We start from the raw sequence: 21,791 nt of genomic DNA, 5'->3' as shown, positions 1-21,791 counted from the left end.
TCCCAGGAGGACCCCAGTGGCTAAGGCCAAGTTCGAGCGGACCAAGCCGCACGTCAACATCGGCACCATCGGTCATGTCGACCACGGTAAGACGACGCTGACGGCGGCGATCTCGAAGACGCTCGCGGACACGTACCCGGACCTGCCGGCGAACGTCCAGCGCAACTTCGACGAGATCGACGCAGCTCCCGAGGAGAAGCAGCGCGGTATCACGATCAACATCGCGCACATCGAGTACGAGACGCCGAAGCGCCACTACGCGCACGTCGACGCCCCGGGTCACGCCGACTACATCAAGAACATGATCACCGGTGCTGCCCAGATGGACGGCGCGATCCTGGTCGTCGCCGCGACCGACGGCCCGATGGCCCAGACGCGCGAGCACGTCCTGCTCGCCCGCCAGGTCGGTGTGCCCTACCTGCTCGTGGCGCTCAACAAGTCCGACATGGTCGACGACGAGGAGATCCTCGAGCTCGTCGAGATGGAGGTGCGTGAGCTCCTCTCCGGTCAGGGCTACGACGGCGACGACGCTCCCGTCGTGCGCGTCTCCGGCCTCAAGGCCCTCGAGGGCGACGCCGAGTGGACCGCGAAGATCGTCGAGCTCATGGAGGCCGTCGACGAGAACGTGCCCGAGCCCGTCCGCGAGCTCGACAAGCCGTTCCTCATGCCCGTCGAGGACGTCTTCACGATCACCGGTCGTGGCACCGTCGTCACCGGCAAGGTGGAGCGCGGCACGCTCGACGTGAACTCGGACGTCGAGATCGTCGGCATCCGCTCCCCGCAGAAGACCACGGTCACGGGCATCGAGACGTTCCACAAGCAGATGGACCAGGCCCAGGCCGGCGACAACACCGGTCTGCTCCTGCGCGGCATCAAGCGTGAGGACGTCGAGCGCGGCCAGGTCGTCGTGAAGCCGGGCTCCATCACGCCGCACACGGACTTCGAGGCGCAGGTCTACATCCTGGGCAAGGACGAGGGTGGGCGTCACAACCCGTTCTACTCGAACTACCGTCCGCAGTTCTACTTCCGCACGACGGACGTCACCGGCGTCATCACGCTGCCCGAGGGCACCGAGATGGTCATGCCCGGCGACAACACCGAGATGACGGTCGCGCTGATCCAGCCGATCGCCATGGAGGAGGGCCTCGGCTTCGCCATCCGTGAGGGTGGCCGCACCGTGGGCTCCGGCCGCGTCACCAAGATCATCAAGTGATCTGACGCTGCCTCTCGGCGGCATCGCCACGAGGGCCCGGCTCCGCGAGGAGCCGGGCCCTCGTGCCGTTCCTGCGGGCCTGAGGGCGCCGCAGGAGCGCCCCGCAGGTGTCTGCCGGCGGGGGGAGAGGGCGAGGTCACACGGGCCGGCTGCGACCCGACTTGGACGCAGGCGGGTTCGTGTGGCAAACTGTTCAGGTTGCCTGCAACGGGCGCGCTCTTTCACGTGTCGAACAGTGTGTTGAACCGGTCCTCGCACAGCGAGGACGGATCCCGGGTGGAATCACCCGGATCTGCGGGTTGAGCTCTCTGTCGACATGGATCGAGCACCCCGCGGAACACACGTTCCGACCAGGCTCGACAAACGTTGTGGTCCGATGCTGCGGCGTCGTGCGTGAGCACGGTGCGCGGTGGGCTCACATATCCAACGGCCCTGCGCCTTCCCGGCGCGTGCGCCCAGGTGCGTCGTGAACATGCGACACGCCCGAGCGCGGGGGTCGGACAGCTAGCGGTTCGAGAGAGAGAGTCAGACGACGCCATGGCGGGACAGAAGATCCGCATCCGGCTCAAGTCCTACGACCACGAGGTCATCGACAGCTCGGCGCGCAAGATCGTCGACACGGTGACGCGCGCTGGTGCAACGGTCGTGGGTCCGGTGCCGCTGCCGACGGAGAAGAACGTCTTCTGCGTCATCCGGTCGCCTCACAAGTACAAGGACAGCCGCGAGCACTTCGAGATGCGCACGCACAAGCGGCTGATCGACATCATCGACCCCACGCCGAAGGCCGTCGACTCGCTCATGCGTCTCGACCTGCCTGCCGACGTGAACATCGAGATCAAGCTCTGAGGCTGGAGGACATCATGACTACCCCCCAGCAGAACACCCGACCGGTCACGGCCGTGCTCGGGACCAAGCTCGGGATGACCCAGCTCTGGGACGAGGCCGGTCGCCTCGTCCCGGTGACTGTCGTCGCGGTCGGCACGAACGTCGTCACGCAGGTCCGCACCGCTGACGCCGACGGATATGCCGCCGTGCAGCTGGCCTACGGCCAGATCGACCCCCGCAAGGTGACGAAGCCCCTCAAGGGCCACTTCGAGAAGGCCGGCGTCACGCCGCGCCGTCACGTCGCCGAGATCCGCACCTCCGACGCGGCCGAGTACACGCTCGGCCAGGAGATCACCGCCGAGGCCTTCGCGGCCGGTGCCGTGGTCGACGTCGTCGGCACGACCAAGGGCAAGGGCACCGCCGGTGTCATGAAGCGTCACGGCTTCTCCGGCGTCGGTGCCTCCCACGGTGCGCACCGCAACCACCGTAAGGCCGGTTCGATCGGTGGGGCCTCGACCCCGTCGCGCGTCTTCAAGGGCCTGCGGATGGCCGGTCGTATGGGCCACGACCGCCAGACCACCCAGAACCTGACCGTGCACGCGGTCGACGCCGAGAAGGGTCTGCTGCTCGTCAAGGGCGCGGTTCCCGGCCCCAAGGGCGGCGTCGTCCTCGTCCGTAGCGCCGCGAAGGGAGCGTGAACTACCGATGGCAACGCAGAACGCGCTGACCGTTGAGGTCCTCGACGCGAGCGGCAAGAAGGCCGGGACCGCCGAGCTCCCCGCCGAGGTGTTCGACGTCGTGACGAACGTCCCGCTGATCCACCAGGTCGTCGTCGCCCAGCGTGCTGCCGCGCGCCAGGGCACCCACGACACCAAGAACCGCGGCGAGGTCCGTGGTGGTGGTCGCAAGCCGTACAAGCAGAAGGGCACCGGCCGCGCCCGCCAGGGCTCGACCCGTGCGCCGCAGTTCGCGGGCGGTGGCACGGTCCACGGACCGACGCCTCGCTCGTACGACCAGCGCACCCCGAAGAAGATGAAGGCCGCCGCCCTGCGCGGGGCCCTCTCGGACCGGGCCCGCAACGGCCGCGTCCACGTCGTGACGGGCTTCGGCGTCGACGGAGCCCCGTCGACGAAGACCGCCCTCGCGACGCTCGCGAAGCTCTCCGAGCGCAAGCACGTCCTCGTCGTCACCGAGCGTGGTGACGAGCTGACGGTCAAGTCGCTGCGGAACGTCGAGCAGGTCCACCTCCTGGTGGCCGACCAGCTCAACACCTACGACGTGCTCGTCTCCGACGACGTCGTCTTCACGCAGGGCGCGCTCGACGCGTTCCTGGCCGGCCCGTCCACGGGTCGCTCCGCGAAGGCCGTCGCCACCTCCACCGAGGCGGACGAGACTGCTGCCGAGGAGGCTGCGAAGTGACCACCGTGACCAAGGACCCCCGCGACGTGATCCTCTCGCCCGTCGTCTCCGAGAAGAGCTACGGCCTCCTCGACGAGGGCAAGTACACGTTCGTCGTGGACCCGCGGGCCAACAAGACCGAGATCAAGATCGCCATCGAGCAGATCTTCTCCGTCAGGGTTGCGTCGGTGAACACGATCAACCGCAAGGGCAAGACGCGTCGCACGCGTTTCGGCCTGGGCAAGCGCAAGGACACCAAGCGTGCGATCGTCACCCTCCGCGAGGGCACGATCGACATCTTCGGCTGAGCCGACGAGAGCAGATTGAGGACAGATCCCCATGGGAATCCGTAAGTACAAGCCGACGACGCCCGGCCGCCGCGGCTCGAGCGTCGCCGACTTCGCCGAGATCACGCGCTCGCAGCCGGAGAAGTCTCTGGTCCGCCCGCTCTCCAAGAGCGGCGGTCGCAACAGCTCCGGCCGCATCACCACCCGTCACAAGGGTGGTGGCCACAAGCGCGCGTACCGCGTGATCGACTTCCGTCGTCACGACAAGGACGGCGTGCCCGCGAAGGTCGCCCACATCGAGTACGACCCCAACCGCACGGCGCGCATCGCGCTCCTGCACTACGCGGACGGCGAGAAGCGCTACATCATCGCGCCGAGCAAGCTCAAGCAGGGCGACGTCATCGAGAACGGCGCCGGGGCGGACATCAAGCCCGGCAACAACCTGCCGCTGCGCAACATCCCGACCGGTACGGTCATCCACGCCATCGAGCTCAAGCCCGGTGGCGGCGCGAAGATCGCCCGTTCGGCCGGCGCGTCGGTCCAGCTCGTCGCCAAGGACGGCCCGTACGCGCAGCTGCGCATGCCCTCCGGCGAGATCCGCAACGTCGACCTGCGCTGCCGCGCGACGGTCGGCGAGGTGGGCAACGCCGAGCAGTCGAACATCAACTGGGGCAAGGCCGGCCGCATGCGCTGGAAGGGCAAGCGCCCGACCGTCCGCGGTGTCGCGATGAACCCGATCGACCACCCGCACGGTGGTGGTGAGGGCAAGACCTCCGGTGGACGTCACCCGGTGAGCCCCTGGGGCCAGCCGGAGGGTCGTACCCGCCGCCCGAACAAGCCGAGCGACAAGCTGATCGTGCGTCGTCGACGTACCGGCAAGAAGCGCTGATAGGAGCCTGGAAACATGCCTCGTAGCCTGAAGAAGGGCCCCTTCGTCGACGGCCACCTCCAGAAGAAGGTGGACGTGCAGAACGAGAAGGGGACCAAGAACGTCATCAAGACCTGGTCCCGCCGGTCGGTCATCACGCCCGACTTCCTCGGTCACACCTTCGCCGTGCACGACGGTCGCAAGCACACGCCGGTGTTCGTCACCGAGTCGATGGTCGGCCACAAGCTCGGCGAGTTCGCTCCCACGCGGACCTTCCGCGGCCACGTGAAGGACGACAAGAAGGGTCGTCGCCGCTGACCCGCGAGGGTCAAGGTGACGACTGGATTGTCGAATGACGGTCAACACACAAGAAGGCAGGACAGCAATGGAAGCCAAGGCGCAGGCGCGGTTCGTCCGTGTCACGCCCCAGAAGGCCCGGCGCGTCGTGGACCTCATCCGTGGCAAGCAGGCCTCCGAGGCCGTCGCGGTGCTGAAGTTCGCACCGCAGGCGGCGAGCGAGCCCGTCCGCAAGGTCGTGGAGAGCGCGATCGCCAACGCCCGGGTGAAGGCGGACCGCGCGAGCGTCGCGTTCGACGAGCAGGAGCTCGTCGTGCGTGAGGCGTTCGTCGACGAGGGCCCGACCCTCAAGCGTTTCCGCCCGCGCGCCCAGGGCCGTGCGAACCGCATCCTCAAGCGCACCAGCCACATCACCGTGGTGATCGCTCCGCGCGAGAACACGAAGGGAAGTGCCCGATAGTGGGACAGAAGGTTCACCCGCACGGGTACCGCCTCGGCATCACCACCGACCACCGGTCGCGCTGGTTCGCCGACAGCACCAAGCCCGGACAGCGGTACCGCGACTACGTCCGCGAGGACGTCCAGATCCGCAAGCTCATGAGCACCGGTCTCGAGCGCGCGGGCATCTCCAAGGTCGAGATCGAGCGCACCCGTGACCGTGTCCGCGTGGACATCCACACGGCGCGCCCGGGCATCGTCATCGGTCGCCGTGGCGCCGAGGCCGACCGCATCCGCGGCGAGCTGGAGAAGCTCACCGGCAAGCAGGTGCAGCTCAACATCCTCGAGGTCAAGAACGCTGAGATCGACTCCCAGCTCGTGGCCCAGGGGATCGCGGAGCAGCTCGCGAGCCGCGTCTCGTTCCGTCGTGCCATGCGCAAGGGCATCCAGTCCGCCCAGCGTGCCGGCGCGAAGGGCATCCGCGTCCAGGTCTCCGGCCGCCTCGGCGGCGCGGAGATGAGCCGGTCGGAGTTCTACCGCGAGGGTCGTGTGCCGCTGCACACGCTGCGCGCGAACATCGACTACGGCTTCTTCGAGGCCCGCACCACGTTCGGCCGTATCGGCGTGAAGGTGTGGATCTACAAGGGCGACATGACCGAGAAGGAGTGGGCCGCCCAGCAGGCGACCGCTGCTCCTCGCCAGGGCCGTGGCGGCCCGCGCGGCGAGCGCGGCGGCGACCGTGGCGGAGACCGCCGTGGTGGGCGTCGTCCCGAGCGTTCGGCCGAGCGGAGCGCAGCTCCCGAGGCGCCGGCCGCCGAGCAGGCCCCGGCCACGGAGCCCGCTCAGCAGGCCCCTGAGACCGGAACGGAGGCCTGAGTCATGCTGATCCCCCGCAGGCTCAAGCACCGCAAGCAGCACCACCCGTCGCGCTCCGGCGCGGCCAAGGGTGGCACGCAGATCTCGTTCGGTGAGTACGGCATCCAGGCTCTCGAGCCGGCGTACGTCACGAACCGTCAGATCGAGGCTGCTCGTATCGCGATGACCCGCCACATCAAGCGTGGCGGAAAGGTCTGGATCAACATCTACCCGGACCGTCCCCTGACCAAGAAGCCCGCCGAGACCCGCATGGGTTCCGGCAAGGGCTCGCCCGAGTGGTGGGTCGCCAACGTCAAGCCCGGCCGCATCGTCTTCGAGCTGGCCGGTGTCCCGGAGCCCCTGGCTCGTGAGGCCATGCGCCGCGCGATCCACAAGCTCCCGATGAAGTGCCGTTTCGTGGTGCGCGAGGGTGGTGGCAACTGATGGCTGTCGGAACGAAGGGGCTCGCCCCCACGGACCTGGATGCCTTCGACGACGAGAAGCTCGTCGCCGAGCTGAAGAAGGCCAAGGAGGAGCTCTTCAACCTCCGTTTCCAGTCGGCCACCGGCCAGCTGGAGAGCCACGGACGCCTCAAGGCCGTCCGTCGCGACATCGCGCGGATCTACACGATCCTGCGTGAGCGCGAGCTCGGTATCCGTACTGCACCGAGCGCCGAGTGAGTGAGGCTGGAATGAGCGAGAACGCAACGAACGCGCCGGTCGAGGAGGCGAGCGCCGAGGAGGCGCGCGCATACCGCAAGACCCGCCGCGGCTACGTCGTCAGCGACAAGATGGACAAGACCGTCGTGGTCGAGGTCGAGGACCGGGTCAAGCACCCGCTCTACGGCAAGGTCATCCGTCGCACGAGCAAGGTCAAGGCGCACGACGAGCAGAACTCTGCCGGCGTCGGCGACCTCGTCCTGATCATGGAGACCCGCCCGCTGTCCGCGACCAAGCGGTGGCGCCTGGTGGAGATCCTCGAGAAGGCCAAGTAGTACCGGCCGTGGCGGGCGGCAGCGCCGTCCGCCACGACCGATCTCGTGCCGCGCCTCGCGGTGCGGCAACCAGTGAGGACAGGAGCGGCGGGTCCCCCGCCGCGACCTGGCCGGTTCACCCGCGAGGGACCCGGCACTGACAGCTATCCGTTCGGCAAGGCTCGCCCCGACCGCGGTCGTGGTGAGAACCGGCTCGACGACAGGAGTACATGACATGATCCAGCAGGAGTCGCGACTTCGTGTCGCCGACAACACGGGTGCCAAGGAGATTCTCTGCATCCGCGTTCTCGGTGGCTCGGGCCGTCGCTACGCCGGAATCGGCGACACCATCGTCGCAACCGTCAAGGACGCGATCCCGGGCGGCAACGTGAAGAAGGGCGACGTCGTCAAGGCGGTCATCGTCCGGACCGCCAAGGAGCGCCGTCGTCCGGACGGTTCCTACATCAAGTTCGACGAGAACGCGGCCGTGATCCTCAAGAACGACGGCGAGCCGCGCGGTACGCGCATCTTCGGCCCGGTCGGTCGTGAGCTGCGCGACAAGCGCTTCATGAAGATCATCTCGCTGGCTCCGGAGGTGCTCTGACCATGGCGAAGATCAAGAAGGGCGACCTCGTGGTCGTCATCGCGGGCAAGGACCGCGGCAAGCAGGGTCGCGTGCTCGAGGTCCTCAAGGACAGCGACCGCCTGGTCGTCGAGGGCGTGCAGCGCGTCACGAAGCACACCAAGGTCGGCCAGTCGCAGCGCGGCACGCGGACCGGTGGCATCGAGACCGTCGAGGCGCCGATCCACATCAGCAACGTGATGGTCGTCGACCCGGAGACCAAGAAGGGCACCCGCGTCGGGTACCGCACCGAAGAGGTCGAGCGTGACGGCCGCAAGCGGACGGTTCGCGTCCGTGTCGCCAAGCGCTCCGGTAAGGACATCTGATGAGCACCGATATCGCAGCCCCCGAGGTCCCGCGCCTCAAGCAGCGCTACCGCGACGAGATCGTCGCCGGTCTGCGCGAGGAGTTCGGCCACGGCAACGTCAACCAGGTCGCCCGCGTCACGAAGATCGTCGTGAACATGGGTGTCGGTGACGCCGCCAAGGACTCGAAGCTCATCGAGGGCGCCATCCGCGACCTCTCCGCGATCACCGGCCAGAAGCCGCAGGTCACGAAGGCCCGCAAGTCCATCGCGCAGTTCAAGCTGCGCGAGGGCATGCCGATCGGTGCGCACGTCACGCTGCGCGGCGACCGGATGTGGGAGTTCCTCGACCGTCTGCTGTCGATCGCCCTGCCGCGCATCCGCGACTTCCGCGGGCTGTCGCCCAAGCAGTTCGACGGGCACGGCAACTACACGTTCGGCCTCACGGAGCAGTCCATGTTCCACGAGATCGACCAGGACAAGATCGACCGTGTCCGCGGTATGGACATCACGATCGTGACCACGGCGACGACCGACGACGAGGGCCGCTCCCTGCTGCGCCGTCTCGGCATGCCTTTCAAGGAGAACTGACATGGCGAAGAAGGCCCTGGTCAACAAGGCGGCCGCCAAGCCCAAGTTCGCGGTCCGCGCCTACACCCGGTGCCAGAAGTGCGGTCGTCCGCACTCGGTGTACCGCAAGTTCGGCCTGTGCCGCATCTGCGTGCGCGAGATGGCCCACCGTGGTGAGCTTCCGGGCGTCACCAAGAGCAGCTGGTAACAACTACGTCGTCGGTCCTGGCGGGACGCACCGCACGGTGCGCTCCCGCCGGGATACCACGGCGAGGAAGGGCTAGAGCCCAATGACGATGACCGACCCGATCGCAGACATGCTGACGCGTCTGCGGAACGCGAACTCGGCTTACCACGACACGGTCACCATGCCGTTCTCGAAGCTGAAGTCGCACATCGCCGAGATCCTCCAGGCCGAGGGCTACATCGCCGGCTGGAGCGTCGAGGACGCGAAGGTGGGGCAGAACCTCACCATCCAGCTCAAGTTCGGCCCGAACCGTGAGCGCAGCCTGGCGGGCGTGCGCCGCGTGTCGAAGCCCGGCCTGCGCGTGTACGCGAAGTCCACCAACCTGCCCAAGGTGCTCGGCGGCCTCGGCGTGGCGATCCTGTCCACGTCCTCCGGCCTCCTCACCGACAAGCAGGCCGCAACGAAGGGCGTGGGCGGCGAAGTCCTCGCCTACGTCTGGTAATCCGGAAAGGAGATACGCCATGTCTCGAATCGGCAAGATCCCCGTTCCGGTCCCGGCCGGAGTGGACGTCACCATCAGCGGCGCGCTCGTGACCGTGAAGGGCCCCAAGGGCTCTCTCGAGCACAACGTCCCCGCCCCCATCCAGGTCGCCCAGGAGGACGCCACGCTCGTCGTGTCGCGCCCGGACGACGAGCGCGCCTCCCGCGCGCTGCACGGCCTCACGCGCACCCTCCTCGCGAACATCGTCGAGGGCGTCACGCAGGGCTACGAGAAGAAGCTCGAGATCGTCGGTACCGGGTACCGCGTGACCGCGAAGGGCTCGGACCTCGAGTTCGCCCTCGGGTTCAGCCACCCGGTCGTCGTGACCCCGCCCGCGGGCATCACGTTCGCCGTCGAGAGCCCCACCAAGTTCTCGGTGTCGGGCATCGACAAGCAGCAGGTCGGCGAGGTCGCTGCGAACATCCGCAAGATCCGCAAGCCCGAGCCGTACAAGGGCAAGGGTGTGCGTTACGCCGGCGAGGTCGTCCGCCGCAAGGTCGGAAAGGCTGGTAAGTAACGATGGCTCTGAAGGTTCTCGGCAAGGGCAAGGCCGTCGCGCGTCAGCGCCGCCACCTGCGCCTGCGCAAGAAGATCAAGGGGACCGACGCTCGTCCGCGCCTCGTGGTCACGCGCTCCACGCGCCACATCACGGCACAGGTCGTGGACGACACGATCGGTCAGACGCTCGCGTCGGCCTCGTCCCTCGAGGCGGACCTGCGTGCGCTCGACGGCGACAAGAGCGCCAAGGCCCGCAAGGTCGGCGAGCTCGTCGCCGAGCGTGCGAAGGCCAAGGGCGTCGACTCCGTCGTGTTCGACCGCGGTGGCAACAAGTACCACGGTCGGGTCGCTGCGGTCGCCGACGGCGCGCGCGAGGGCGGTCTGGCCCTGTGACGACGCCGACCATCCGTACACGGAAGCAAAGGATTCTCTGATGGCTGCAGGGCAGCGCAGCAACACCGGCGCCCCCACGGGTGCCGCCAACGAGTCGAGCGACCAGAACGCCCGCGGGGGCCGCGACAACCGTCGTGACAACCGCCGTGACGGTCGCCGGGGCGACGCAGCCGAGAAGAACGCCTTCGTCGAGCGCGTCGTCACCATCAACCGCGTCTCCAAGGTCGTCAAGGGCGGCCGTCGCTTCAGCTTCACCGCGCTGGTCGTGGTGGGCGACGGCGACGGTACCGTCGGCGTCGGCTACGGCAAGGCGAAGGAGGTGCCCGCGGCGATCGCCAAGGGTGTCGAGGAGGCCAAGAAGAACTTCTTCAAGGTCCCGCGCATCCAGGGCACCATCCCGCACCCCATCCAGGGTGAGGCCGCCGCCGGTGTCGTCTTCCTGCGTCCGGCCGCCCCGGGTACCGGTGTCATCGCCGGTGGTCCGGTGCGCGCCGTGCTGGAGTGCGCCGGCATCCACGACGTGCTGAGCAAGTCGCTCGGCTCGTCCAACGCGATCAACATCGTGCACGCGACCGTCGAGGCGCTGCGCAACCTGGAGCAGCCTGAGGCTGTTGCGGCGCGCCGTGGCCTCCCGCTCGAGCACGTGGCTCCGGCCGCGCTGCTGCGGGCCCGTGCAGCGGGGGTGAACGCCTGATGGCCAGGCTCAAGGTGACCCAGACGAAGTCCGCCATCGGCGGCAAGCAGAACCAGCGCGACACGCTGCGCACTCTGGGCCTCAAGCGGATCGGCGACACCGCCGTGAAGGAGGACCGCCCGGAGATTCGCGGCATGGTCGCGACGGTGGCGCACCTCGTCGCCGTTGAGGAGGTCGAGTGACCATGGCTGAGAAGGCCACCAAGGAGACCGCCGAGGCTCCGAAGAAGAAGGCTCCCGCCAAGAAGGCGGAGGCCGCACCGGTGAAGCAGACCGAGGGTGCCGGCGGCACGCTCAAGATGCACCACCTGCGTCCGGCCCCCGGCGCCAAGAAGGCCAAGACCCGTGTGGGTCGTGGTGAGGCGTCGAAGGGTAAGACGGCGGGCCGTGGTACCAAGGGTACGAAGGCTCGTTACCAGGTGCCCGAGCGCTTCGAGGGCGGGCAGATGCCTCTGCACATGCGCCTGCCGAAGCTGCGCGGGTTCAAGAACCCGTTCCGCACCGAGTACCAGGTCGTGAACCTGGACAAGCTCGCCGCGCTGTACCCCGAGGGTGGCTCCGTCACCGTCGAGGACCTCGTGGCGAAGGGCGCGGTCCGCAAGGGCCAGCTCGTGAAGGTGCTCGGCACGGGCGAGATCACCGTCAAGCTCGAGGTCGCGGTCGACGCGCTCTCGGGTGCGGCCCGCGAGAAGATCCTCGCGGCCGGCGGTTCGGTCTCGGAGGACTGACACCACGGACAGGGCCGGTGGCGCGCACGCGCCGTCGGCCCTGTCCGCGTCTCGGGACCGTCTCCGACGGGTCCCGAGGACCGACCGTCGTCCCGCCCGGCTGCGGGGCGCGGCTAGACTTCCCGTCGGCCGTCGTCGGCCTCCCGCCGACGTCCAGGCCGACGCGGTGGACGACCGACCGAACCCGGCCGGCCGACACCGACTTGCCGTTCGACGCGGCGCAACGGTTAGGGTGCCTCTTGGCGCCGGTGCCGTGCGTCACACCTCGCCGGGCCTCCCGGCGACACGACATCCCGCCTCGGCGGGCCAGGAGGATAGGTGCTCAGCGCATTCGCCCGGGCTTTCCGGACGCCTGACCTGCGGCGCAAGCTGCTGTTCACGATCGCGATCATGGCGATCTTCCGCGTGGGTTCGTTCATCCCCACGCCGGGTGTGGACTACCCCAACGTGCAGCAGTGCATCGCGGAGACCGCCGAGGGCAACGACCTGCTCGGGCTCGTCAACCTCTTCAGCGGCGGCGCGCTGCTCCAGCTGTCGATCTTCGCGCTCGGGATCATGCCGTACATCACGGCGAGCATCATCGTGCAGCTCCTGCGCGTGGTGATCCCTCGCTTCGAGGCCCTGCACAAGGAGGGCCAGTCGGGCACCGCGAAGCTCACGCAGTACACGCGCTACCTGACGATCGCGCTCGCGATCCTCCAGTCGACGACCGTCATCACGACGGCGCGCAACGGCCTCCTCTTCCAGGGCTGCTCGGTCGAGGTCATCCCCGACGGCAGCTTCGTCACGATGGCGCTCATGGTCATCACGATGACCGCCGGCACGGGCCTCATCATGTGGCTCGGCGAGCTCATCACGGAGCGCGGCGTCGGCAACGGCATGTCGCTGCTCATCTTCACGTCGATCGCCGCGAGCTTCCCCACCGCGCTGTGGTCGATCGCCGGTGGGGCGAACGGCGCCGCGAACTTCATCATCATGATCGCGGTGATCATCCTCGTGATCGGGCTCGTCGTCTTCGTCGAGCAGTCGCAGCGCCGGGTGCCGGTGCAGTACGCCAAGCGCATGGTCGGCCGCCGCATGTACGGCGGGTCGAGCACGTACATCCCGATCAAGATCAACATGGCGGGCGTCATCCCGGTGATCTTCGCGGCCTCGCTGCTCGCGGTCCCGGGCCTCATCGCGCAGTTCGGCGACCAGACCGCCGACTGGGTGATCTGGGTGAGCACGAACCTCGCCGACCCCGCGGCGCCGCTGCACATCGCGCTGTACGTCGCGATGATCCTGTTCTTCTGCTTCTTCTACACGGCGATCACGTTCAACCCGGACGAGGTCGCGGACAACATGAAGAAGTACGGCGGCTTCATCCCGGGCATCCGCGCCGGTCGCCCGACCGCCGAGTACCTCGACTACGTCATCACCCGCATCACCTCCGCGGGCTCCATCTACCTCGCGCTCGTCGCGCTCCTGCCGACGCTGGTCCTCATCGGGCTCGGCGTGAGCACGAACATCCCGTTCGGCGGCTCCTCGATCCTCATCGTGGTCGGCGTCGGCCTGGAGACGGTCAAGCAGATCGACTCCCAGCTGCAGCAGCGCCACTACGAAGGGTTCCTCCGTTGAGCAACGCCCACACCGCACGCCTCGTCATCATGGGACCCCAGGGTGCCGGCAAGGGGACGCAGGCCGCCCGGCTCGCCGAGCGCTACGCGATCCCGACGATCTCGACGGGCGACATCTTCCGGGCGAACATCAAGGGCGGCACGGAGCTCGGCCGCCTCGTGCAGGAGTACACGGCCAAGGGTGACCTCGTCCCCGACTCCGTGACCAACGCGATGGTGCGGGACCGCCTCGCGCAGGACGACGTCGCGCACGGCTTCATCCTCGACGGCTACCCCCGCAACGCGGCCCAGGTCGTCGAGCTCGACGCGATCCTCGCCGACCTGGGCTGGTCGCTGGACGGCGTCGTGGAGATCACGGCGGACCGCGACGAGCTCCTGGCCCGTCTCGCGAAGCGCGCCGGGATCGAGGGCCGCGAGGACGACACCGAGGAGGCCATCGCGCGCCGCCTCGACATCTACGCGGAGCAGACGGCTCCGCTCACCGCCGCGTACGACGAGCGTGGTCTGCTCGTCCGCGTGGACGGCATCGGCGAGATCGACGACGTCACCGAGCGCATCGTGTCCGCGCTCGAGCCGCTCGTCGGCTGAGGGCAGAGCAGCACCGCACGCCACGGAGCGGCGCGTCCCGCGCGACGCCGGGCGGCTGCGGGCGGGGGAGGGAGCACGGTGTTCGGTCGCGAGCGCATCGAGTACAAGACGCACGAGCAGGTCCAGGCGATGCGCCGGGCGGGCGTCGTCGTGGCCACGGCCCTCGAGACGGTGCGATCCACCGTCCGGCCGGGCATGACGACGAGCGACCTCGACGAGCTCGCCGCGGCGGTGATCGCGGACGCGGGCGCGACGTCCTCGTTCCTCGGCTACGAGGGCTACCCCGCGACGGTGTGCGTGTCGGTCAACGACGAGGTGGTGCATGGCATCCCGGGGGCGCGCGAGCTGCGGGCCGGGGACGTCGTCTCGGTGGACTGCGGCGCGGTGGTCGACGGCTGGCACGGGGACTCCGCGACGTCGTTCGTCCTCGGTGACGCGGACCCCGCGGACGAGGCGCTCGTCGAGGCCACGCGCCAGGCGATGTGGGACGGGATCGCGGCGCTCGCGCGGAGCGAGCGGCTCGGCGACGTCGGTGTCGCGATCGAGGACTCGGTCCGCGCAGCGGGGGAGCGGGACGGCGTCGCGTACGGGATCGTCGAGGAGTACGTGGGGCACGGGATCGGCTCGGCGATGCACCAGCCGCCGGACGTCCCGAACTACCGCACCCGCGACCGCGGTCCGCGGCTGCGGCCGGGCATGTGCCTCGCGATCGAGCCGATGGTCACGCGGGGCGAGCGTTTCACCCAGGTGTGCGAGGACGACTGGACGGTCGTCACCGACGACGGCTCGCGCGCCGCGCACTGGGAGCACAGCGTCGCGATCCTCGAGGACGGCATCTGGGTCCTCACCGCGGCCGACGGCGGCGCCCAGGAGCTCGCGGCGCGCGGCGTGCAGGTCGCCCCGCTCGGCGCCTGACAGGTCGACGCCCCGGGAGCGCGGGGCCGCCGGTGCGTGACGCACCTCGGTTTCGCGTCGCTTGGCCGATGCCGTAGGATAGACCGTTGGGTGTAGTCCGTGTTCACCGGTACGCCCGGTTCCGCCGTCCCGAAGGGCGCCGGTGCCGGCGTCGACGCGAGGCTCCACACGACAATCCACGCTCGCGGGCCTCGGTCCTTCGCGCGTGGGACCGAGCAGTTCAGACGAGAGTTAGCGGAGGACATGGCAAAGAAGGACGGTGTCATCGAGATCGAGGGCAGCGTGGTCGAGGCCCTGCCGAACGCGATGTTCCGCGTGGAGCTGGCCAACGGGCACAAGGTTCTCGCCCACATCTCGGGCAAGATGCGTCAGCACTACATCCGGATCCTCCCCGAGGACCGCGTCGTGGTGGAGCTCAGCCCGTACGACCTGTCCCGCGGCCGGATCGTCTACCGCTACAAGTAGTCGTCACGCGTCCACCACTCGACCAGCCGCCGCCTCCTGGCCACCGGGTCCACCCCGGCGGTCGCGCGCGGGGGCGGAGCACCACTGAGGGAACACTGATGAAGGTCAAGCCCAGCGTCAAGAAGATCTGCGACAAGTGCAAGGTCATCCGCCGGCACGGTCGCGTCATGGTGATCTGCGACAACCTGCGGCACAAGCAGCGCCAGGGCTGAGCCCTCGCCTGCGCCACGGGTGTCGGCCCTCGGGCCGGATCACCGGGTGACCGCCTGACGGCGGCGCCCACCAGCGCACCACCACGAACCCGCCCCGGAGGCGGTCGCGACAGCGGCCGCACGACGGCGCGGGGGAACCCCCGGCCCGGAGGCCGGGGCCCGCGGACCCCGCGGGAGGGCGGTGCGGAAGACCTCCGGACGAAGTACGAGGAGCCGAAAGGCACATGGCACGTCTCATCGGCGTCGACCTCCCCCGCGACAAGCGGCTCGAGGTGGCGCTCACCTACATCTTCGGCGTCGGCCGTACCCGCGCCCAGCAGACGCTGGCCGCCACGGGCATCAGCCCGGACGCACGCGTGAAGGATCTCGGCGACGCCGAGCTCGTCGCGCTCCGCGACTACCTCGAGGGCAACTACAAGCTCGAGGGTGACCTCCGTCGTGAGGTGGCCGCCGACATCCGCCGCAAGGTCGAGATCGGCACCTACCAGGGCCTGCGTCACCGCCGCGGCCTTCCCGTGCGCGGTCAGCGCACGAAGACCAACGCGCGTACGCGCAAGGGACCGAAGCGCACCGTGGCCGGCAAGAAGAAGGCCCGCTAAGCAGCAGTCCGCCGGGCGGGCCCCGGCCGTGCGGTGACCCTCGCGTCACCGGGCGGCTCGGAGATCCCCGCGGTCCGACCACCTCAGACCAGGAGAGAAAGAGCACATGCCTCCCAAGACTCGCGCAGCCTCCAGCTCGCGCAAGCCGCGCCGCAAGGACAAGAAGAACGTCCCGCTGGGCCAGGCGCACATCAAGAGCACCTTCAACAACACGATCGTCTCGATCACCGACCCGACGGGCGCCGTGATCGCCTGGGCCTCGGCCGGGCACGTGGGCTTCAAGGGCTCCCGCAAGTCCACGCCGTTCGCCGCGCAGCTCGCTGCGGAGTCCGCGGCGCGCCGCGCCCAGGAGCACGGCGTGAAGAAGGTCGACGTCTTCGTCAAGGGTCCCGGCTCCGGCCGCGAGACCGCGATCCGCTCCCTCCAGGCCACCGGCCTCGAGGTCGGCTCGATCCAGGACGTCACGCCGCAGGCGCACAACGGGTGCCGTCCGCCCAAGCGTCGCCGCGTCTGACGACCTCGCCGTCGGCACGCCAGCCGTCGACGGGTCCCCGGGTGCCTCGTGCGCCCCGGTGCCCCGTCGGCGGCAGCGGTCCGTCCGGGCTCCGGCCCTGACCTGCCGACGGCACCCCTTCCCGACCGGGTGGACCGAGTCCCGGCCGGGGCCGCGCGCCCAGGCGCGCACCTCGCCTTGAACCGTGAAGCGTCATATGGCGGACGCTCACCGAAAGGAAACCACCAGTGCTGATCGCACAGCGCCCCACCTTGACCGAAGAGGTCATCTCGGAGAACCGTTCGCGCTTCTCCATCGAGCCCCTGGAGCCGGGTTTCGGCTACACGCTCGGCAACTCGCTGCGTCGCACGCTGCTGTCGTCCATCCCGGGCGCGGCGGTCACCTCCATCCGCATCGACGGTGTGCTCCACGAGTTCACCACGGTGCCGGGTGTCAAGGAGGACGTCACCGAGGTCATCCTCAACATCAAGAACCTCGTCGTCTCCTCGGAGAACGACGAGCCCGTCGTGATGTACCTGCGCAAGCAGGGTGCTGGCGCCGTCACCGCGGCGGACATCGTCCCGCCCGCGGGCGTGGAGGTCCACAACAGCGATCTGCACATCGCCACGCTGAACGACAAGGGCAAGCTCGAGATCGAGCTCACGGTCGAGCGCGGCCGCGGCTACGTCTCGGCGGCGCAGAACAAGTCGTTCGACGCGGAGATCGGCCGGATCCCGGTCGACTCGATCTACTCGCCGGTCCTCAAGGTGACCTACAAGGTCGAGGCGACGCGTGTCGAGCAGCGCACGGACTTCGACAAGCTGGTCGTCGACGTCGAGACGAAGCAGGCGATCTCGCCGCGCGACGCCCTCGCGTCGGCGGGCAAGACGCTCGTCGAGCTGTTCGGCCTGGCCCGTGAGCTCAACGTCGAGGCCGAGGGCATCGAGATCGGCCCGTCGCCGACGGACGCCGCGCTCGCCGCCGACCTCGCGCTGCCGATCGAGGAGCTCAACCTCACGATCCGCTCGTACAACTGCCTCAAGCGCGAGGGCATCCACCAGGTGGGCGAGCTCGTCGCTCGCAGCGAGGCCGACCTGCTGGACATCCGCAACTTCGGTGCGAAGTCCATCAACGAGGTGAAGGAGAAGCTCGCCGAGCTCGGCCTGTCCCTCAAGGACTCGCCCCTGGACTTCGACCCCTCGGCCGCGGCGTACTACGACGGCGACGAGGACGAGCCGACGTTCTCGGACACCGAGCAGCAGTACTGAGCCGGCGCGAGCCAGCGACTCCCACACCTCTAGCGCGCCCCGGGTCGCACCCGGGCCGCGATCACTTCCCAAGGAGCACATCCCATGCCTACCCCCACCAAGGGCCCGCGGCTCGGCGGTGGACCGGCTCACGAGCGTCTGATCCTCGCGAACCTGTCCACGGCGCTGTTCGAGCACGGCCGCATCACGACCACCGAGACCAAGGCGAAGCGCCTGCGTCCGCTGGCCGAGCGCCTCATCACCTTCGCCAAGCGCGGTGACCTGCACGCGCGTCGTCGCGTCCTGCGCGTCGTGCGCGACAAGTCCGTGGTGCACACGCTGTTCACCGAGATCGCGCCGCAAATGGCCGAGCGCAACGGTGGCTACACGCGCATCACGAAGGTCGGCACGCGCAAGGGCGACAACGCGCCCCTCGCGGTCATCGAGCTCGTGACCGAGCCCGTCAGCCCGAAGCAGGCCGTCGTCCGCGAGGCCGAGAAGGCAGCGGAGAAGGCCGGCAAGAAGAAGGCCGACAAGCCGGCGAAGAAGGCCGACGCCCCGGTCGAGGACGCCCCGGTCGAGGACGCGCCCGTCGAGGACGCGCCCGTCGCCGCCGAGCAGGTCGAGGACGCTCCTGCTGCGAAGGCCGACAAGCCTGAGAAGGCCAGCAAGGCCAGCAAGGCCAGCAAGGCCGAGAAGGCCGAGAAGGCCGACAAGGCTGAGGAGACCAAGGAGGCCTGAGGCCGCCTGTCGCTCCGTACGGGGGGCCCGGAACCGCTCGGTTCCGGGCCCTCCGTCGTCCGCGGGGGCGCCGGTGGGATCCAGCCGCCGGCCGCGGCGAGCCGGATCCCCGTGCGACAGCACGGTGCGGCGCCTACCGTCGAGAGATGGACCCCGTCCGTGACGCCCCGCCCGTGCTCCTCGTGCACGGCTCGCGCACGTCGCGCACGATGTGGCGCGGCCAGCTCACCTCGCTGGACCGCGCCGGCGTCCCGGCCCTCGCGGTCGACCTCCCCGGCCACGGTGCGCGGCGCGGCGAGCCGTTCACGCTCGACGGCGCGGTCGAGGCCGTCGCCCAGGGTGTCGAGGACCTCGGCGGCGGGGCGCTCGTCGTCGGGCTGTCGCTCGGGGGGTACGTGGCGATCGAGGCGAGGGCGCGGCACCCCGAGCGCGTGCTGGGGCTCGTCGCGGCGAGCTGCTCGACCGTGCCGAGCACGAGGCTGCGCGCTGCGTGGCTCCTCGCCGCGGAGCGCATCGAGAAGCTGCCCGACGGCGGGGCGGCGCTCAACCAGGCGCTCGTGGACCGGTCGATGCCCGCGAACGCCGCGGCCGACCTCGCAGCGGGTGGCTTCGCCCTCGACGTGATGAGCGCCATCCTGCGCGAGGTGGGCACGGCCGACCCGCTCGCCGCCCTGGCCGCGACCGACTCGCCGGTGTGGCTCGTGAACGGCCGGTGGGACCACTTCCGGACGGGCGAGCGGTCGTTCCTGGCGGCGGCGCGCCGCGGGGGAGCGCGGGCGCGCCTCGTCGTGGTGCCCGGTGCGCGCCACCTCGTGAGCCTCGACCGGCCCGTGGCCTTCTCGAGGCTCCTGCTCGAGGCGGTCGCCGACCTCGCGCGCGGTGCGGGGGACGAGTCCCCTCCCGTCCGGCCGGAGATGTCCGCGACCGCTCGCTGACGCCCTCAGGCGGGCGGCAGGTCCCACGCCCGGGCGCCACCGACGAGCGCGGCGGAGTTCGGGACCACGACGACGTCGTCGCCGAGCCGGTCCAGGACCGTCGGCGTGATCTGCCGCGAGTTCCCCCCGCCGAGGTAGAGCCGGTCCCACCAGAACACCGGTCGCAGCCCGTCCACGACGGCGAGCACGCGGCGCGACCACAGGGCGTTGCCGAGCCGCCGTCGTTCCGGCTCGCCGACGTACTCGTCGTACGACGTCCCCCGCCGGACGGGTGCGCGGGACCACTCGAGGTGGGGCGCGAGCCGGCCGCCGTGGAAGAGGGCCGAGCCGAGCCCCGTCCCGAGCGTGAGGACGAGCTCGAGGCCCGACGCGGCGATCACGCCCGCGCCGTGCACCTCGGCGTCGTTGAGGACGAGCGCGGGGACCCCGAGCCGTCGTGCGACGGCGGCCTGGACGTCGAAGCTCGCCCACGCCTCGACGAGCCCGGGGTCCACGCGTGACCGCGGCCCGCTGCGCGTGACGTAGTGCGGCGTGTGCACGACGACACCACGCCGGATCATCCCGGGCATGCCGACGGTCACGCGGTCCGCCCGGGGGAGCCGGCTCGCGATCTCGGCGACGGTCTCGACGAGCAGGTCCGGCGGGAGCGGGTACGGGGTGGGTACGCGGACCGCCGCGGCGTGGGCCGTGCCGGAGGAGTCGAGCACGTTCGCCTTGATGCCCCCGCCGCCGCAGTCGACGGCGAGCGTCCGCAGGTCGGTCATGGGTCGCAGCGTAGGCGCGCGCACCAGGGTGCGCAGCGTGCGCCCCCGCGGCCGGCGGCTACCGTGAACCCCTGTGACCGACCTTCCGCCCGCCGCGCCCGACGTGCCTCCCGCGCCCGACGTGCCCGACGTGCGCGTCCGTCTCGACCTCGCCTACCAGGGCACGCGCTTCGCGGGGTGGGCGCGCCAGCCCGGCCTGCGCACCGTCCAGGGGGCGCTCGAGGACGGGTTCGCGACCCTCCTGCGCGGGGACCCGCCACGCCTCACCGTCGCGGGGCGGACGGACGCGGGCGTGCACGCGCGGGGCCAGGTCGCGCACGTCGACCTCACGGCGGCGCAGTGGGAGTCGCTGCCGGGCCGTTCCGACCGTGAGCCGGGGGACGCGCTCGTCGCACGCCTGGGCGGCGTGCTGCCGGGCGACGTGGTGGTGCACCGTGCGGTGCGTGCACCGGCGGGTTTCGACGCGCGGTTCTCGGCGCTGCACCGCGCGTACACGTACCGCGTCGCCGACGACCCGGAGCGGCGCGACCCCCTGCGCCGCGAGTGGACGCTGTGGAACCGGCGAGGGCTCGACGTCGCGGCGATGGACGCGGCCGTGCGCCCGCTGCTCGGCGTGCGGGACTTCGCGGCGTTCTGCAAGCCGCGGCCCGGTGCGACGACCATCCGCGAGCTGCAGCACCTGTCCTGGTCACGCCCGCAGGCCGGACCCGACGCCGGCCTGGTCGTCGCGCACGTCCGGGCCGACGCGTTCTGCCACAACATGGTCCGCGCGCTGGTCGGCGCGTCGCTCGCCGTGGGGGAGGGGCGGCGCGACGTCGGGTGGCCGGCCGCGCTCCTGGCGAGCCGGCGACGCGACGGCGGGGCCGGCGTCGTGCCCGCGCACGGCCTGGTGCTCGAGGAGGTGACCTACCCGCCCGACGCGGAGCTCGCCGACAGGGCCGAGCGGGTCCGTGCCGTGCGGAACGAGGAGGACGTGTGGGACGCCGTCGACGGGTCCTGACCCGCCGGCGGCGCCCCGTCCGTCACGGCTCCTCGACGATGTGGACCGCCGCCTCCTCCGCGCTCGCGCCGGCACCCGAGATGCCCTCGTCGTCGGCGTAGGTGTCGTTCTGGCGGCCGTCCAGCGCGTCGGGGTCGGCGACGAGCCGGCCCGCGCGCGACTCGTCGGGGCGGTCGAGCGGGTCGCCGTCCCACTCCTCGGGCTCCTCCTCGGCGAGGCGCTGGTCGAGCGTCTCGCCGTGGACCTCTTCCCACGGGGTCTCCCCGAAGTGGTTCGTCCGCGGACGGTCGGGCGGGGAGTACCCCTCGTCGAGCACGTCGTCGACGCCGCGGTCGAGCAGCGTGTCCTCGGCCTGGAGCTGGTCGTTGTCGCCCTCGGCCCCGGTCTCCGGGTCAGGGCTGGTGCCTGTGGTCTCGGTCATGCCCCCACCGTCGCACCTCGCGCCGACCGTCGCAGCACGACGGCGTCCGGCCCGCCGAGCGCGTCCCGGGACCCGTCACCCGGGCCAAAGGACGTGACCGCGCAC

General features: G+C 70.1%; 35 protein-coding genes. 33 read left to right on the top strand and 2 right to left on the bottom strand.

The window, feature by feature from the left end:
* Positions 1–16: 16 nt before the first annotated feature.
* The 32 genes from tuf to ACWPWV_RS01765 all read left to right on the top strand — a co-directional run bounded on the left by tuf (position 17) and on the right by ACWPWV_RS01765 (position 19,501).
* Positions 17–1,213, top strand: coding sequence for an elongation factor Tu (gene tuf / locus ACWPWV_RS01920; RefSeq protein ID WP_454041291.1), 1,197 nt, complete (start codon positions 17–19; stop codon positions 1,211–1,213).
* Positions 1,214–1,750: 537 nt separating this feature from the next.
* On the top strand, positions 1,751–2,059 hold the full coding sequence (rpsJ, locus tag ACWPWV_RS01915) for a 30S ribosomal protein S10 (protein WP_012867945.1): 309 nt from the start codon (positions 1,751–1,753) through the stop codon (positions 2,057–2,059).
* 14 nt (positions 2,060–2,073) lie between these two features.
* Positions 2,074–2,736 carry a 50S ribosomal protein L3 gene (gene rplC / locus ACWPWV_RS01910; protein ID WP_454041290.1) on the top strand — a complete coding sequence of 221 codons (663 nt, stop codon included), beginning with the start codon at positions 2,074–2,076 and terminating at the stop codon, positions 2,734–2,736.
* Between the two features lie 7 nt (positions 2,737–2,743).
* Entirely contained in the window at positions 2,744–3,457 is a 714-nt protein-coding gene (gene rplD, locus ACWPWV_RS01905) for a 50S ribosomal protein L4 (RefSeq protein ID WP_454041289.1), read from the top strand.
* On the top strand, positions 3,454–3,744 hold the full coding sequence (gene rplW / locus ACWPWV_RS01900) for a 50S ribosomal protein L23 (protein WP_454041288.1): 291 nt from the start codon (positions 3,454–3,456) through the stop codon (positions 3,742–3,744). The genes rplD and rplW overlap by 4 nt, the downstream gene beginning before the upstream one ends.
* Before the next feature lie 31 nt (positions 3,745–3,775).
* On the top strand, positions 3,776–4,612 hold the full coding sequence (rplB, locus tag ACWPWV_RS01895) for a 50S ribosomal protein L2 (RefSeq protein WP_191612722.1): 837 nt from the start codon (positions 3,776–3,778) through the stop codon (positions 4,610–4,612).
* Between the two features lie 15 nt (positions 4,613–4,627).
* Entirely contained in the window at positions 4,628–4,909 is a 282-nt protein-coding gene (gene rpsS / locus ACWPWV_RS01890; RefSeq protein WP_012867940.1) for a 30S ribosomal protein S19, read from the top strand.
* Positions 4,910–4,976: 67 nt separating this feature from the next.
* Positions 4,977–5,348 (top strand): 50S ribosomal protein L22, encoded by a 372-nt coding sequence (gene rplV, locus ACWPWV_RS01885; RefSeq protein WP_251153538.1) that lies wholly within the window; start codon positions 4,977–4,979, stop codon positions 5,346–5,348.
* Positions 5,348–6,202, top strand: a complete 855-nt coding sequence (rpsC, locus tag ACWPWV_RS01880) for a 30S ribosomal protein S3 (RefSeq protein ID WP_251153539.1) — start codon at positions 5,348–5,350, stop codon at positions 6,200–6,202. The genes rplV and rpsC overlap by 1 nt, the downstream gene beginning before the upstream one ends.
* A gap of 3 nt (positions 6,203–6,205) precedes the next feature.
* Positions 6,206–6,625: a 50S ribosomal protein L16 gene (gene rplP / locus ACWPWV_RS01875; RefSeq protein ID WP_069386374.1), complete on the top strand. Its 420-nt coding sequence runs from the start codon at positions 6,206–6,208 to the stop codon at positions 6,623–6,625.
* Positions 6,625–6,861: a 50S ribosomal protein L29 gene (gene rpmC, locus ACWPWV_RS01870; protein ID WP_069386375.1), complete on the top strand. Its 237-nt coding sequence runs from the start codon at positions 6,625–6,627 to the stop codon at positions 6,859–6,861. The genes rplP and rpmC overlap by 1 nt, the downstream gene beginning before the upstream one ends.
* Before the next feature lie 11 nt (positions 6,862–6,872).
* A complete protein-coding gene (gene rpsQ, locus ACWPWV_RS01865; RefSeq protein ID WP_251153540.1) occupies positions 6,873–7,175 on the top strand; it encodes a 30S ribosomal protein S17 in 303 nt (100 codons plus the stop codon).
* 214 nt (positions 7,176–7,389) lie between these two features.
* A complete protein-coding gene (gene rplN, locus ACWPWV_RS01860; protein WP_079572436.1) occupies positions 7,390–7,758 on the top strand; it encodes a 50S ribosomal protein L14 in 369 nt (122 codons plus the stop codon).
* Between the two features lie 2 nt (positions 7,759–7,760).
* Positions 7,761–8,102 carry a 50S ribosomal protein L24 gene (gene rplX, locus ACWPWV_RS01855; RefSeq protein WP_251153541.1) on the top strand — a complete coding sequence of 114 codons (342 nt, stop codon included), beginning with the start codon at positions 7,761–7,763 and terminating at the stop codon, positions 8,100–8,102.
* Positions 8,102–8,671 (top strand): 50S ribosomal protein L5, encoded by a 570-nt coding sequence (rplE, locus tag ACWPWV_RS01850; protein WP_251153542.1) that lies wholly within the window; start codon positions 8,102–8,104, stop codon positions 8,669–8,671. The genes rplX and rplE overlap by 1 nt, the downstream gene beginning before the upstream one ends.
* A 1-nt stretch (position 8,672) precedes the next feature.
* Positions 8,673–8,858, top strand: a complete 186-nt coding sequence (locus tag ACWPWV_RS01845) for a type Z 30S ribosomal protein S14 (protein WP_012867931.1) — start codon at positions 8,673–8,675, stop codon at positions 8,856–8,858.
* 82 nt (positions 8,859–8,940) lie between these two features.
* The gene (gene rpsH / locus ACWPWV_RS01840) at positions 8,941–9,339 is read left to right on the top strand and encodes a 30S ribosomal protein S8 (protein WP_251153543.1); all 399 of its coding nucleotides are present in this window, start codon (positions 8,941–8,943) and stop codon (positions 9,337–9,339) included.
* Between the two features lie 19 nt (positions 9,340–9,358).
* Positions 9,359–9,895: a 50S ribosomal protein L6 gene (gene rplF / locus ACWPWV_RS01835; protein WP_454041287.1), complete on the top strand. Its 537-nt coding sequence runs from the start codon at positions 9,359–9,361 to the stop codon at positions 9,893–9,895.
* 2 nt (positions 9,896–9,897) lie between these two features.
* On the top strand, positions 9,898–10,269 hold the full coding sequence (gene rplR, locus ACWPWV_RS01830; protein ID WP_251153545.1) for a 50S ribosomal protein L18: 372 nt from the start codon (positions 9,898–9,900) through the stop codon (positions 10,267–10,269).
* A 40-nt stretch (positions 10,270–10,309) separates the two neighbouring features.
* Positions 10,310–10,963 (top strand): 30S ribosomal protein S5, encoded by a 654-nt coding sequence (gene rpsE / locus ACWPWV_RS01825; RefSeq protein ID WP_251153546.1) that lies wholly within the window; start codon positions 10,310–10,312, stop codon positions 10,961–10,963.
* On the top strand, positions 10,963–11,145 hold the full coding sequence (rpmD, locus tag ACWPWV_RS01820) for a 50S ribosomal protein L30 (RefSeq protein WP_030151924.1): 183 nt from the start codon (positions 10,963–10,965) through the stop codon (positions 11,143–11,145). The genes rpsE and rpmD overlap by 1 nt, the downstream gene beginning before the upstream one ends.
* A gap of 2 nt (positions 11,146–11,147) precedes the next feature.
* Positions 11,148–11,690, top strand: a complete 543-nt coding sequence (gene rplO, locus ACWPWV_RS01815) for a 50S ribosomal protein L15 (protein ID WP_454041286.1) — start codon at positions 11,148–11,150, stop codon at positions 11,688–11,690.
* A gap of 318 nt (positions 11,691–12,008) precedes the next feature.
* The gene (secY, locus tag ACWPWV_RS01810) at positions 12,009–13,307 is read left to right on the top strand and encodes a preprotein translocase subunit SecY (RefSeq protein WP_454041285.1); all 1,299 of its coding nucleotides are present in this window, start codon (positions 12,009–12,011) and stop codon (positions 13,305–13,307) included.
* A complete protein-coding gene (locus tag ACWPWV_RS01805) occupies positions 13,304–13,894 on the top strand; it encodes an adenylate kinase (protein WP_454041284.1) in 591 nt (196 codons plus the stop codon). The genes secY and ACWPWV_RS01805 overlap by 4 nt, the downstream gene beginning before the upstream one ends.
* Before the next feature lie 78 nt (positions 13,895–13,972).
* Entirely contained in the window at positions 13,973–14,809 is an 837-nt protein-coding gene (gene map, locus ACWPWV_RS01800) for a type I methionyl aminopeptidase (protein WP_454041283.1), read from the top strand.
* Between the two features lie 243 nt (positions 14,810–15,052).
* A complete protein-coding gene (infA, locus tag ACWPWV_RS01795) occupies positions 15,053–15,274 on the top strand; it encodes a translation initiation factor IF-1 (RefSeq protein WP_012867920.1) in 222 nt (73 codons plus the stop codon).
* Between the two features lie 98 nt (positions 15,275–15,372).
* A complete protein-coding gene (rpmJ, locus tag ACWPWV_RS01790) occupies positions 15,373–15,486 on the top strand; it encodes a 50S ribosomal protein L36 (RefSeq protein ID WP_003956441.1) in 114 nt (37 codons plus the stop codon).
* Positions 15,487–15,710: 224 nt separating this feature from the next.
* The gene (gene rpsM, locus ACWPWV_RS01785; protein WP_229243414.1) at positions 15,711–16,085 is read left to right on the top strand and encodes a 30S ribosomal protein S13; all 375 of its coding nucleotides are present in this window, start codon (positions 15,711–15,713) and stop codon (positions 16,083–16,085) included.
* Positions 16,086–16,191: 106 nt separating this feature from the next.
* Positions 16,192–16,599 (top strand): 30S ribosomal protein S11, encoded by a 408-nt coding sequence (rpsK, locus tag ACWPWV_RS01780; RefSeq protein ID WP_454041282.1) that lies wholly within the window; start codon positions 16,192–16,194, stop codon positions 16,597–16,599.
* A 227-nt stretch (positions 16,600–16,826) separates the two neighbouring features.
* Complete coding sequence (locus ACWPWV_RS01775) at positions 16,827–17,846, top strand: DNA-directed RNA polymerase subunit alpha (protein WP_251153551.1); 1,020 nt, start codon at positions 16,827–16,829, stop codon at positions 17,844–17,846.
* Between the two features lie 84 nt (positions 17,847–17,930).
* Positions 17,931–18,566: a 50S ribosomal protein L17 gene (gene rplQ / locus ACWPWV_RS01770; protein ID WP_454041281.1), complete on the top strand. Its 636-nt coding sequence runs from the start codon at positions 17,931–17,933 to the stop codon at positions 18,564–18,566.
* Positions 18,567–18,712: 146 nt separating this feature from the next.
* Positions 18,713–19,501: an alpha/beta fold hydrolase gene (locus ACWPWV_RS01765; RefSeq protein ID WP_454041280.1), complete on the top strand. Its 789-nt coding sequence runs from the start codon at positions 18,713–18,715 to the stop codon at positions 19,499–19,501.
* A gap of 5 nt (positions 19,502–19,506) precedes the next feature.
* Here ACWPWV_RS01765 and ACWPWV_RS01760 read toward each other — a convergent pair whose 3' ends face one another.
* Entirely contained in the window at positions 19,507–20,265 is a 759-nt protein-coding gene (locus ACWPWV_RS01760) for an ROK family protein (RefSeq protein ID WP_454041279.1), read from the bottom strand.
* A 73-nt stretch (positions 20,266–20,338) separates the two neighbouring features.
* Here ACWPWV_RS01760 and truA point away from each other — a divergent pair, with 73 nt between their 5' ends.
* Positions 20,339–21,265, top strand: coding sequence for a tRNA pseudouridine(38-40) synthase TruA (gene truA / locus ACWPWV_RS01755; protein WP_454041278.1), 927 nt, complete (start codon positions 20,339–20,341; stop codon positions 21,263–21,265).
* A 22-nt stretch (positions 21,266–21,287) separates the two neighbouring features.
* Here the strand turns inward: truA and ACWPWV_RS01750 are convergent, their stop codons facing one another.
* The gene (locus ACWPWV_RS01750; RefSeq protein ID WP_454041277.1) at positions 21,288–21,686 is read right to left on the bottom strand and encodes a DUF5709 domain-containing protein; all 399 of its coding nucleotides are present in this window, start codon (positions 21,684–21,686) and stop codon (positions 21,288–21,290) included.
* Positions 21,687–21,791 lie beyond the last annotated feature (105 nt).

Source organism: Cellulosimicrobium sp. Marseille-Q8652 (assembly GCF_965112045.1).
The sequence above is the reverse complement of the archived record's forward strand: the minus strand, read 5'-3'. Positions and strand labels throughout refer to the sequence as shown.

Excerpts from the sequence above, each read along its gene's own strand:
- ACWPWV_RS01845 (WP_012867931.1), top strand. The coding sequence starts at position 8,673 with ATGGCGAAGAAGGCCCTGGTCAACAAGGCGGCCGCCAAGCCCAAGTTC.
- rplC (WP_454041290.1), top strand. The coding sequence starts at position 2,074 with ATGACTACCCCCCAGCAGAACACCCGACCGGTCACGGCCGTGCTCGGG.
- rpsH (WP_251153543.1), top strand. The coding sequence starts at position 8,941 with ATGACGATGACCGACCCGATCGCAGACATGCTGACGCGTCTGCGGAAC.
- rpsM (WP_229243414.1), top strand. The coding sequence starts at position 15,711 with ATGGCACGTCTCATCGGCGTCGACCTCCCCCGCGACAAGCGGCTCGAG.
- rpmJ (WP_003956441.1), top strand. The coding sequence starts at position 15,373 with ATGAAGGTCAAGCCCAGCGTCAAGAAGATCTGCGACAAGTGCAAGGTC.
- rplB (WP_191612722.1), top strand. The coding sequence starts at position 3,776 with ATGGGAATCCGTAAGTACAAGCCGACGACGCCCGGCCGCCGCGGCTCG.
- rplR (WP_251153545.1), top strand. The coding sequence starts at position 9,898 with ATGGCTCTGAAGGTTCTCGGCAAGGGCAAGGCCGTCGCGCGTCAGCGC.
- rplX (WP_251153541.1), top strand. The coding sequence starts at position 7,761 with ATGGCGAAGATCAAGAAGGGCGACCTCGTGGTCGTCATCGCGGGCAAG.
- rpsQ (WP_251153540.1), top strand. The coding sequence starts at position 6,873 with ATGAGCGAGAACGCAACGAACGCGCCGGTCGAGGAGGCGAGCGCCGAG.
- rplQ (WP_454041281.1), top strand. The coding sequence starts at position 17,931 with ATGCCTACCCCCACCAAGGGCCCGCGGCTCGGCGGTGGACCGGCTCAC.
- rpsK (WP_454041282.1), top strand. The coding sequence starts at position 16,192 with ATGCCTCCCAAGACTCGCGCAGCCTCCAGCTCGCGCAAGCCGCGCCGC.
- rpsS (WP_012867940.1), top strand. The coding sequence starts at position 4,628 with ATGCCTCGTAGCCTGAAGAAGGGCCCCTTCGTCGACGGCCACCTCCAG.
- rplD (WP_454041289.1), top strand. The coding sequence starts at position 2,744 with ATGGCAACGCAGAACGCGCTGACCGTTGAGGTCCTCGACGCGAGCGGC.
- rplF (WP_454041287.1), top strand. The coding sequence starts at position 9,359 with ATGTCTCGAATCGGCAAGATCCCCGTTCCGGTCCCGGCCGGAGTGGAC.
- rpsE (WP_251153546.1), top strand. The coding sequence starts at position 10,310 with ATGGCTGCAGGGCAGCGCAGCAACACCGGCGCCCCCACGGGTGCCGCC.
- infA (WP_012867920.1), top strand. The coding sequence starts at position 15,053 with ATGGCAAAGAAGGACGGTGTCATCGAGATCGAGGGCAGCGTGGTCGAG.
- rpmD (WP_030151924.1), top strand. The coding sequence starts at position 10,963 with ATGGCCAGGCTCAAGGTGACCCAGACGAAGTCCGCCATCGGCGGCAAG.
- rpmC (WP_069386375.1), top strand. The coding sequence starts at position 6,625 with ATGGCTGTCGGAACGAAGGGGCTCGCCCCCACGGACCTGGATGCCTTC.
- ACWPWV_RS01760 (WP_454041279.1), bottom strand. The coding sequence starts at position 20,265 with ATGACCGACCTGCGGACGCTCGCCGTCGACTGCGGCGGCGGGGGCATC.
- rplN (WP_079572436.1), top strand. The coding sequence starts at position 7,390 with ATGATCCAGCAGGAGTCGCGACTTCGTGTCGCCGACAACACGGGTGCC.
- rplP (WP_069386374.1), top strand. The coding sequence starts at position 6,206 with ATGCTGATCCCCCGCAGGCTCAAGCACCGCAAGCAGCACCACCCGTCG.
- ACWPWV_RS01750 (WP_454041277.1), bottom strand. The coding sequence starts at position 21,686 with ATGACCGAGACCACAGGCACCAGCCCTGACCCGGAGACCGGGGCCGAG.
- rplV (WP_251153538.1), top strand. The coding sequence starts at position 4,977 with ATGGAAGCCAAGGCGCAGGCGCGGTTCGTCCGTGTCACGCCCCAGAAG.
- rplE (WP_251153542.1), top strand. The coding sequence starts at position 8,102 with ATGAGCACCGATATCGCAGCCCCCGAGGTCCCGCGCCTCAAGCAGCGC.
- ACWPWV_RS01765 (WP_454041280.1), top strand. The coding sequence starts at position 18,713 with ATGGACCCCGTCCGTGACGCCCCGCCCGTGCTCCTCGTGCACGGCTCG.
- rpsJ (WP_012867945.1), top strand. The coding sequence starts at position 1,751 with ATGGCGGGACAGAAGATCCGCATCCGGCTCAAGTCCTACGACCACGAG.
- rplO (WP_454041286.1), top strand. The coding sequence starts at position 11,148 with ATGGCTGAGAAGGCCACCAAGGAGACCGCCGAGGCTCCGAAGAAGAAG.